10 protein-coding genes and 1 tRNA gene are annotated in these 10340 nt (G+C 34.9%); all 11 read right to left on the bottom strand.

The genetic code is table 11. From position 1 onward, the window contains the following. Positions 1 to 130: 130 nt before the first annotated feature. A tRNA-Thr gene (locus AACY93_RS13345) sits at positions 131 to 204 on the bottom strand. A gap of 100 nt (positions 205 to 304) precedes the next feature. Then, the gene (raiA, locus tag AACY93_RS13340; RefSeq protein ID WP_007649514.1) at positions 305 to 607 is read right to left on the bottom strand and encodes a ribosome-associated translation inhibitor RaiA; all 303 of its coding nucleotides are present in this window, start codon (positions 605 to 607) and stop codon (positions 305 to 307) included. A 39-nt stretch (positions 608 to 646) separates the two neighbouring features. Then, the gene (locus AACY93_RS13335) at positions 647 to 1537 is read right to left on the bottom strand and encodes a tyrosine-type recombinase/integrase (protein WP_286854468.1); all 891 of its coding nucleotides are present in this window, start codon (positions 1535 to 1537) and stop codon (positions 647 to 649) included. Positions 1538 to 1669: 132 nt separating this feature from the next. After that, positions 1670 to 1864, bottom strand: a complete 195-nt coding sequence (gene rpsU, locus AACY93_RS13330) for a 30S ribosomal protein S21 (RefSeq protein ID WP_007649516.1) — start codon at positions 1862 to 1864, stop codon at positions 1670 to 1672. Between the two features lie 168 nt (positions 1865 to 2032). Continuing rightward, positions 2033 to 3457: a carboxypeptidase-like regulatory domain-containing protein gene (locus tag AACY93_RS13325; RefSeq protein ID WP_286854469.1), complete on the bottom strand. Its 1425-nt coding sequence runs from the start codon at positions 3455 to 3457 to the stop codon at positions 2033 to 2035. A 14-nt stretch (positions 3458 to 3471) separates the two neighbouring features. Continuing rightward, positions 3472 to 4638, bottom strand: coding sequence for an acyl-CoA dehydrogenase family protein (locus tag AACY93_RS13320; RefSeq protein ID WP_007649524.1), 1167 nt, complete (start codon positions 4636 to 4638; stop codon positions 3472 to 3474). Positions 4639 to 4649: 11 nt separating this feature from the next. Next, positions 4650 to 5531 carry a helix-hairpin-helix domain-containing protein gene (locus tag AACY93_RS13315; protein ID WP_286854470.1) on the bottom strand — a complete coding sequence of 294 codons (882 nt, stop codon included), beginning with the start codon at positions 5529 to 5531 and terminating at the stop codon, positions 4650 to 4652. Between the two features lie 6 nt (positions 5532 to 5537). Further along, complete coding sequence (locus AACY93_RS13310) at positions 5538 to 7613, bottom strand: amino acid carrier protein (protein WP_286854471.1); 2076 nt, start codon at positions 7611 to 7613, stop codon at positions 5538 to 5540. A 109-nt stretch (positions 7614 to 7722) separates the two neighbouring features. Continuing rightward, complete coding sequence (locus tag AACY93_RS13305) at positions 7723 to 8742, bottom strand: potassium channel protein (protein ID WP_007649530.1); 1020 nt, start codon at positions 8740 to 8742, stop codon at positions 7723 to 7725. Positions 8743 to 8751: 9 nt separating this feature from the next. Further along, positions 8752 to 8979 carry a PspC domain-containing protein gene (locus AACY93_RS13300; RefSeq protein WP_007649533.1) on the bottom strand — a complete coding sequence of 76 codons (228 nt, stop codon included), beginning with the start codon at positions 8977 to 8979 and terminating at the stop codon, positions 8752 to 8754. A 235-nt stretch (positions 8980 to 9214) separates the two neighbouring features. Beyond that, on the bottom strand, positions 9215 to 10340 hold a 1126-nt coding region (locus AACY93_RS13295), incomplete at its 5' end, for a DUF2851 family protein (RefSeq protein WP_339612140.1).

The following is a 10340-nucleotide window of genomic DNA, read 5'->3' as shown; positions in this document are numbered from 1 at the left end:
ACGTAGTCAGCAGATTTACAGTCTGCCCTCGTTGGCCGCTTGAGTATCTCCCCAATTAAAATGTTTCACCCTATTAAAGAACTTCATCTAATTTAGCCTTTTAAAAGCCTGTGAAAATTAGATTTTTTTGAGCCGATGGAGGGACTCGAACCCACGACCTGCTGATTACAAATCAGCTGCTCTAGCCAGCTGAGCTACATCGGCTTTCTTAACTTTTTTCACTAAAAAAAAGCCCGCTATTTCTAACGGACTGCAAATGTATATATTTATTTTCTTTTTCAAAACATTTTTTCTGAAAAATTTCTTATAAATGTGCTCTAAGTTTTTCTTTTCGTTTTTTTAGTTGTCTCTCCAATGAGGCTACTGCCAAATCTGTTCCTTCTTCAAAAGTTTTACATTGCTTTTTTACAACCAAACTATCTCCAGGGACACTTACACGAGCTTCAAATATTTTATTTTCCTTGTCACTGGTGTTCTCTACTTTTAAATAAACATCTGAACTAATGACTTTATCATAAAATAAATCCAACTTGTCCATACGCTTTTGAATAAAGTCTATCAATTTCTTGTCTGCATTAAAATTGACCGATTGCGTGTTTACTTTCATACTGCTTTTGTTTTAGAATTAGACAATAAGTTATGCTGGCTATTTTTTACTTCTAGGGTGTGTGTTTAGGTACACTTTTTTTAACTCGGCGATACTGTTGTGAGTGTAAACTTGTGTAGCAGCTAAACTGGAATGTCCCAAAAGTTCTTTTACAGCATTTAAATCTGCACCTTGGTTTAGTAAATGTGTTGCAAAAGAATGCCTTAATATATGTGGGCTCTTTTTCACTTTACTGGATGCTAAACTAAAATACTCATTAATTATTCGGTAAACAAGTGTTTCATAAATTTTAACGCCATTTTTTGTTAAAAAAAGAACCTCTTTATCTGTAATATTTTCCAATTGATTTCTAAACCCTAAATAAACATTCAGGCTTTCCATAACCATATTCAATAATGGCACATAACGTTCTTTGTTTCTTTTTCCAAGCACCTTTAAGGTTTTATTGGAAAAGTCAATATCCTTTAGTTTTAGTTCTATCAATTCCATCCTTCTTATTCCAGTGGAATAGAACAGTTCTATAATAAGTTTGTTTCTAACACCTTCAAAATCGTTGTCGTAATTAATGTCATCCAAAACGGTTGCTATTTCAGTTTCGGAAAAAGGGACTTGTATTTTTTTACTGGTTTTTAAAGCCTTGTGCTTAGCCAGAGGATTGATCTGAATGCTTTCTGTTTTCAGTAAAAATTTATAATATGAATTTAGGGCTGAAACTTTTCGGTTGATACTTCTGTTTGAAATACCTTTTTCCACTAGGCTCACGATCCAACTCCTAATTTGGGAATAGTTTACCGTATCTATGGAGCTGTTGCCATATTCCAAACCTATAAACCCTGAAAACTCAACGATGTCTTTTTGATAGGCATGTATGGTAAGTTTCGAATATTTTTTTTCAAGTAATAAATAATCTAAAAAAGCATTTAAAGACATTTGCAGGTATATATTGTTCAGTAAATATATGAAATTTAAAAGTAGATGGCCTCAAAACAAAAAAATCCTGCCAAACCGTTGCTTAAGCTATGGTTGACAGGATTTTTTATGTGGATTTAACAAATTTTGAGATTAGATGTTTTCTTGATCCCTTAAATGTTGAATGTATTGCGCTTTTTGAATTTGAGCTCTACGTACTACAGATGGCTTGTTAAACTGCTTACGAGCTTGTAATGCACGTTTTGTTCCAGTTTTGTCAAACTTTCTCTTATAACGCTTTAAAGCTCTATCTATATTTTCTCCTTCTTTTATTGGTATTATTAACATAGTGTCTTAACCTCCTCTCTTTTAGAATTTCAGTTTGCAAATATAAAAACAAATTGATAATGCACAATTAAAAAATTATTTTTTTTTGAACAAATATGTTTTACTCGCAAAAAAATTTAAGAAGCTCAAAACCAGCATCTATCATTAAAACCATTTCATTCAATTCTTTTACTCTTTGAATAAGGAAGAACGTTTGGTCAGGTCTTGAATGAGTTTTTCTTCTTCTTCACTTTCCAATAACGTATTATAATTTTTCCAAAAGGCTTTGTTGTAAGGTCTTGGAGAGAAAATATCTGGATCCCAAGTACTGTTTAAGGCTTCTTTTATCTTTTCTTTATCCAAAATAATCTCTGTGAACAATATTTCCTGCACAGTATAATAATAGCGTTCTTCTGGATTGCTTTCTTCCTCTTCTCCAGCAGCAAGGTTTCCTGTTTTAGTTCCAACATTTACCAGTTTTGGTGTTTCGTAATAGATATAACTAGGGTACATTTTATCTTGGTATTCCATATAATTAATAATCAACTTATGGTTTACCTGTGTTCCAAAAAGAGTTTTGCTCCTGCTTTTTTGTGCACTGGAAGCAGCTACCAATTCATATTCAATTTTTTTTATGGCGTAAGTGTCCCAGTAAATATAAATCCAACCATTGGCATGATACCCATCATTGTAGATACCTTTGGTTTCCAGGTTAATGTAATCCTTGCCTTTTGAAATCTTGATTTTATAAATTTTCCTATCATTGTCCACCAAAATGGTATCCAATGAAAACAAATGTTGGTCTAACATCTTTTCGTTGAACAACGCTCTTGGTTTATTGGAATTTCTAACTAAGTTAAGCTTGCCATGAAACAAGTTCTCCAAACCATTGATTCTGGTGTCATTCCATTTAATGGCTTTAACCAAAGAAGATGTTTTAATGGTGTCCCTTTTTAAATTTCTGGCTTTTAAATCCTTGTTGTTGGATTTGTCTTTTAAGTATGCCGTATAGGTTAATAAACTATCCACATCCCTTAGGTCGTAACTTTTCCTTACCTCATCGACATTGATTTTTAGGAACTCTGTGGTGTTTGTTTGATAACTGGAATCATACAGAGTGATGGCACCTTCCACCAACCATTTAAATTCCTTTTTATTTCGTTCTTTATGTCTAACAAACCCCTTTTCCAGATAAGCTGAATCCGGTAAATTTTCAGAAAGTCTTTCCAAAGCCCTTAACACGATATCGTTCCCTGTTTTTGGTCTGGTATCGGCAACCAGGAGTATTTCATCCAAGGAAGCCACATCTGGTTCCAAATACACATCAAAACTACTGTCGAATTCATTCACTGGAACCTTATAACTTTTATACCCTATGGATGAGATTACCAACGTGTCTCTTACATGTTTTTCTGGCACAACCAAAACAAACTTTCCATCTGCATTGGTAATGGTTCCTGTGGTTGTGTTTTTAACATACACACTGGCACTCTCCAATGGCATAAAGGTTTCAGCATCCAATACCGAATTTTTAATTTCGGTTTGTGAAAAAATTGACAAACCACTTAAAAATATAAGAAGACCTAAAACATGTTTGAAAGGGGATGGTTTCATAATATATGGGTTACTTAAGTAGCAGGTTTATAGTTTTTATCGTCCAAAATCATTTTGGCCAAAATTTCACGAAGAATTTCTGAAGTCCCTCCACCTATGGGGCCCAATCGGCTATCGCGAAGCAGTCTGGCCATTGGGTATTCTTCCATATAACCATAACCTCCTAAAAACTGAAGGCACTCGTTTATAACTTCGTCTGCCATTTTAGTGGATTTTAATTTGGACATGGTGGCCTGTTTTACAACGTATTCCCCTTTATCCAATCTGTAAGCAACAGAATAATTGAATTCACGGCAAACTTCCATTTCGGAATACAATTCGGCATATCGATGCCTTAAGGCTTGAAATTGATCTATGGTTTTACCAAAAGCCGTTCGTTCACTCATGTATTGTTTTGCATAGTCCAACGCGTATTCAGCCCTTGCATGCGCATTGATTCCCATAATCAATCTTTCCAAGGCAAAATGCTGCATGATGTACGGAAAGCCTTTACCTTCTTCTCCCATTAATTGATTGGCAGGAACAACCACATTATCGAAAGCTATTTCGGCAGTATCACTAGCTCTCCAACCCAGTTTGTCTAATTTGGTGGCAGAGATTCCCGGTGTTTCCCTATCCACGATAAAAATGCTCATTCCCCGATGTCCTGCATCTGGGTCTGTTTTTGCAGCAACCACTAAATAATCGCTATAAACACCATTGGTAATAAAAGTTTTAGAACCATTGATAATGTAAGTATCCCCTTTTTTTACAGCTGTGGTCCTCATGCCTGCCACATCGCTTCCTCCAAATGGTTCTGTAATACACAAGCAGCCAATTTTATCTCCAGATATACTAGGGGCTAAATATTTTTCTTTTATCTCATGGCTTCCTTCCTTATTAACATGGGTCATGGCCAAATAGGCATGAGCCCACATATTTGCTGCAAAACCACCTGAGTTTATTTTTTGAAGTTCCTCAAGAAATATCACTGTGTAAAACAAATCCAGGTTTAAACCTCCATAAGCTTCAGGGTAAGCCAAACCAAAAAACCCCATGTCACCAAACTTTTTCCAAATAAAACGTTCCACAGTTCCTGTTTTTTCCCATTTTTCAATGTGTGGAACCACTTCTTTCTGTAAAAAATCTTTAAGACTTTCTCTAAACATTTGATGTTCTTCTGTGAAGTACATACTATTCATACTGTTTCTCTTTATTGATTGAGCTTCAAATATAATTTAATTATCTCGAATTTGTTAGTAGGAAAGCTTTTTACTTTCAATAATTCGTCCAAGGATTTGTAACCTTCCCTTAGGGTTCTTTGTTCTATAATATGGTGTGCCACTTCGTAATCTATATATTGTACCGTAACCAATTGCTCAATTGTAGCTTGGTTTAAATCAATCTTTTCAACCTGTTTTGGTGTCTTAACCGTAAACTGTTCCAAAAGTCGCTCTATAACCTCTGGGGGCAAACCGTAAACTTCCTGCAACTGAACATCTGCTATAAAACCACCATATTTCTCCCGATACTTGATAATACGTTTTGAATACCCTTCTCCTATTCCATTAATTCTTTGTAATTGTGTGGCAGTTGCAGTATTTAAATCCTGTTTTTGATCGAAATTTTTAGGCTGATGTGTTGCGTTTGAATTTATATAATCTTTTTTAATTTTTGGGTTTGTTACCCATTCCGGAAATTTAAAATACGGCGACATGGTAGCAAGCAAGGAGTCTGATACTTTAGTAACTTGCTGAAATTCCTTTGCAGAATTTACCCATTTGTCCTGAGCGCGAAATTGCAATAGCCTATCAATTTCTTCATTGCTCATGCCAAGCGTATAGCCTTTATAGTCTGTAATATAATTGGGGTTAAATGGATAAACTTTAGGTTTCCTGTTTTCTATTTCAACCAACCGTAGTGAATCTATTTCTAAAAGAAACTTGTTTAATCCATCATTATCAACAGTGTCTACATCCTTTGAAAAACTTACAAAAAAATAGAGAGCTTGTAATGACACAATAACAAGGATCAATAAAAAAATCCCATTCCGTTGCTTTCTAGTAAACGTGAAATGGGATTTTAATCGTTTCATTTTGAATTATTTTTTGGACTGCTCTGGTTTCCTAAATAACAAATTGGATTTTAATTTTGCCAAATAGGAATCTAAGTCTAATTTAACCTCTTTAGACATAATATACAAGCCAATTATATTAGGGAACGACATCGCCAATATCATCATGTCTGAGAAATCTAGAACAGCACCCAAGCTTACTGATGCACCAATAACAACAAATACCAAAAACAACATCTTATAGATAAATTCTGTCTTTTTACTTTTCCCAAACAAATAGGTCCAAGCCCTCATACCGTAATAGGACCAGGAAATCATGGTTGAAAAAGCGAACAAAAATACTGCCAATGCCAGTACATAAGGGAACCAAGAAATTTGACTGCCAAAAGCGTCAGATGTCAATTGAGCCCCAGCCATACCTTCAACTTCATGCATTCCAGTAAAAATTAACACTAATGCAGTTAAAGTACACACAACAACTGTATCTATAAAAGGTTCTAACAAAGCCACAAAACCTTCAGAAGGTGGATTGTTGGTTTTTGCAGTACTATGCGCTATAGCTGCAGAACCAACACCTGCTTCATTTGAAAACGCTGCGCGTTGAAATCCTACAACCAATACGCCTATAATACCTCCTTTAAGTGCAGAAGGACTAAAAGCCCCTTCAATAATAGCCGAAAATGCTGGCCCAATGTTTTGTATATTCATAATTATCACCGCCAAAGCTGCAACTATATATATTGAAGCCATAATAGGCACTACGCGTCCAGTAACCTTTGCTATACTATTTATACCTCCTATAATTACAACACCTACAAGAATGGCTGTAATAATTCCAAAATAGAAACCGTTTCCTTCTAACATGGGAAACTGACCTGCTAATTGCTCAAAAGATTGATTGGCCTGAAACATATTTCCGCCTCCAAAAGAGGCACCAACAGCCAAAACCGCAAATAATCCAGCCAATACTTTTCCTAAACCTTTCATATTGCGTTTTTCCAATCCGTGTCTTAAATAATTCATAGGACCTCCAAACACACGTCCATCTGGAAGGATATCTCGATATTTAACCCCTAAGGTACATTCTACAAATTTAGTGGACATTCCCAATAAGCCACACACAATCATCCAAAAAGTAGCTCCAGCACCTCCAAGAGATACAGCTACAGCCACACCAGCTATATTACCCAAACCAACTGTTCCAGAGACAGCAGTCGCCAATGCTTGAAAATGCGTTACTTGCCCTGGAGCATCAGGATCATCATATTTCCCTCTCGCCAAATCTATGGAATGTTTGAATCCACGAATATTGATAAAGCCCATTCTTAATGTAAAGAAAAGAGCACCTAACACCAACCAGATTACAATAAAAGAAATTGGCTTTGTTAATGGGTCTCCATTAGGATGTGTTAATACTATGGGTTCATCGTAAGCAATTTCGGCAAAAATATGAGCACCCTGCTCTATTACATGCTTTTTATTGTTTGAATTGTAAATGGTTTTTCCTTGAGCTGTAAGTTGTTTTAACTTTCCATTTGCTGATGCATTTACAGTAATCTCATTGTTATCCTTATCTAAAATAACAGCAATAGGTTCTCCTTTGTTAACATGTTCGCCCTGATTTTTTAACCATTGTTTTAAAACATATTTGTTTTCCACTTCATTGGTCCAGTTTGGAACACCTATTTGTTTAACATCGGCATATACTACAGGATCATATATACCTATAGCCGCAAAAGGATCCCAAAACAAAACAGACCCCAAAGCACTCACGGCCGGGGTCATGGTGCCATTAAAAACTTCGGTTATTGCTTCGGTTTTTACAGTAAACACCGCTGTTTTGGTGTTACCATTGGCATCTGTAACTACAACCGAGTAAGGAACCCCCTCTGTTAACCCTGTTGAACGATTTGATTTTAAAGGCGTGTTTTGATTGCTCCATCTGTAAGTATATGGTTCAGTTCCTCCAGTGACATTTAATGTTATGGTACCATCATTAATATTTTTAGATGGATTGGAAACTACGGCTTCAACATTAATATCTTGAGAAAACAAAAAAAGAGGCAAGATTAATGTTAATAATGAAAGAAGAGCTTTCTTCATAAGATATATTATTAGTTAGTTTGTCTATTAAAGGCAGCAAGATGCTAAAAAAAATTGAGTTTTTAAAGTTTCGTCTTTAATTTAACGCTTACCGAAAAAATAGGAATTTTTAAATATTGTACAATGAATTTAACTTTTGAATTTGTTCTGGCCTTCCAAGGACTATAATTTTGGAATTTGGAATTAATTCTAAATCGGCTTCGGGATTAATCAAGTATTCACCTTGCGCATTTTTAAAACCAATGACACTACAACCTGTTTGCTTTCTAAGGTCTAAGTCCCTAATGGTTTTTATTTGAGAGGTATCGTATAATTGTTCCACCGAAATTTCTTCAATATTGATGTTGGATTTGCCAACAATGGACAAATTGTCTATAAACTCCAACAAACCAGGAACAACCACCAAAGAAGCCATGTGGTCCCCTCCTATTTTATCCGGAAGAATAACATTGTTGGCTCCAGCCAATTTAAGTTTTTTGTAAGAGGTTTCTTGAGAGGCACGACTTATAATATTTAGGTCGCTATTTATTTGTCTGGAAGAAAGCACCACAAACAAATTATCGGCATCGTTGGGCAAAGCAGATATTAAGGTGGAAGCCCTTTCAATACCAGCTTGCAATAATGTTTCGTCTTCATTGGCATTTCCTATTACAAAAGGCACCAATTCACTTTGATATTTTTCGGCAATTTCCTTGTTTTTTTCTATAACAACAAAAGGTTTCTTGTAAGCCATTAATTTAGTAGCTGCCTGTTTTCCATTTCTACCATATCCACAAATAATAATATGGTCTTTAAGGTTGTCTATCTTTTTTTGCATCTTTCTTTGTTTTAGTCCTTCTAAATTATTCTTGCTTAAAATATACTCCGTAATCACACTAATGGCGTAACCCACAATAACCACACTGGTTAAAATCAATAAAATTGTAAACACCTTGGAACTTTCGTCCAGAGGCTGTACTTCACCAAAACCTACTGTGGTAATGGTAATAACCGTCATGTAAAAAGCATCTATCCAGGAAAGCTGTGACAATATTTTAAAACCTACCACACCTGCACCCAATAAAATAGCCAATAGAAAAATGGCTGTATAAATTTTAGATTTTAATAGCTTGATTAAAGGGTTGTTCATGTGTAAAGTTTATAAATCGAATACCGAAGAACGCTTTGTGTATAGCAGGTCCTTGATATGCATCCAAAAAGCAATAAAAAGATATAAAGCAAAACCAAAACCCAAGGTTACAAAAGTTAAATACATAAAGGAGGTTCTTACAACTTTTGCCCTAATACCCAATCTGTCTGCAATTCGCTGACACACATAATACCCATGTTTTTGGAAATAAAGTAAAATTCTGTAAAATAAATTCATGCTGCAATTTAAAGATAAAAATTAAGAAAAAATTCTAAAATTGTCGTTCGCGTTTAAAAGAAAATCAATTTGTGGGACCAACAAAAGGGTTCTTAAGTAAATCTGTGTAATTTATCAGTTTATCAAGAAAAATTTAAGATTCATGACTTTTGGGTAATTTTATTAAAACACTTAAAAGCCTTAACGATTCTGGATTCAATTTATTTATAGTGAACTCCTTCATTTATCGACTTGCCTATTTAACAATTAACGCATTGCCCACAGCACATTTCAAGCATTGGTTTTTATCGCAATATGTGGTTTTAAGTTGAATAAGCGCTTGCGATTGCATGGCTGTGTGTGAGACTTTTTTTATTTTATTAAAAGCAGAAACAATGCTGTTTTTTTCTGATGGGATCTGCTGGATCAGCTCTAAAAGAAAATCGTTTACATCTTTCCCTTGATGTCTGGCATAAGCAAACTTTATAGGAATAATGGTGTTTATGATCAATAAATCAACAAACGCTTTGGTTATTTTTTTGTTTGAAGGTTTAGATACTTTTCCAAAGCTATAATGGGTTTTCCAAAAAACAGATGTCGACACTTGAAACAGTTTATATATGTTTTTAAGCGAAGAAATTTCCATTATTTGAGAAAACAAACTGGAATGCAAGTGATACAGTGTGGCTAATTGCGACAAACGGATGGTTGGAAAATTTTGAGGTCTAAGTCTAAAAAACTGAATTGGCACAACTTCGGTATCATGCAAATTATATTTTCGTTTTAAATACCTGTACTCCTTCTGCAAGACTAAAAAATAGGGCTCCTGAATGTCTTGGTCCAACAAGCCTGTTAGTCCAAAAAACAAAGCCTCCAAAGTTGATTGATTGTTTTGCAGTTTTCTAATTATCTGAAAATCTACAGCATTTGCCATGCTAAAAAAAGCTTCCCCATTCACTTTCAAACCAAAGTTTTTAGCCAACATTTTAAACAAAACGGCTTCCCAATTGTTTTTGGAATCCTGTAGAAGCTTTTCAATGGTTTCAGACTTTCGCTCCAAACGCTCTATATACAAACGTTCCAACCAGCTTTCGAGGACAAATGGTGCTACCTCAGCAAAATCTGCTTCACAATTAATCCATTTATCTTTTGCTGAAAGCAATTTACTGTAATTGAGCAAGACCATTTTATCTACAACTTCTTTTAATTCCAAAGTTGGAACAATGGAGTTGTTTTTTCTAAAAATTTCTGTATCATGTTCCCAAACCACATGTAAAATCACATTGTCATAGGCTTGATCTGTTTCGTGGTTATGCACAAACCAATCGCTGGATTTAACATGAACCTCCACATTTCCTGCCCAAAGTTGATCTGCTATTTTT

The sequence above is a fragment of the uncultured Xanthomarina sp. genome, from assembly GCF_963971605.1.
GTDB classification, from domain to species: domain Bacteria; phylum Bacteroidota; class Bacteroidia; order Flavobacteriales; family Flavobacteriaceae; genus Xanthomarina; species Xanthomarina gelatinilytica.
The sequence above is the reverse complement of the archived record's forward strand: the minus strand, read 5'-3'. Positions and strand labels throughout refer to the sequence as shown.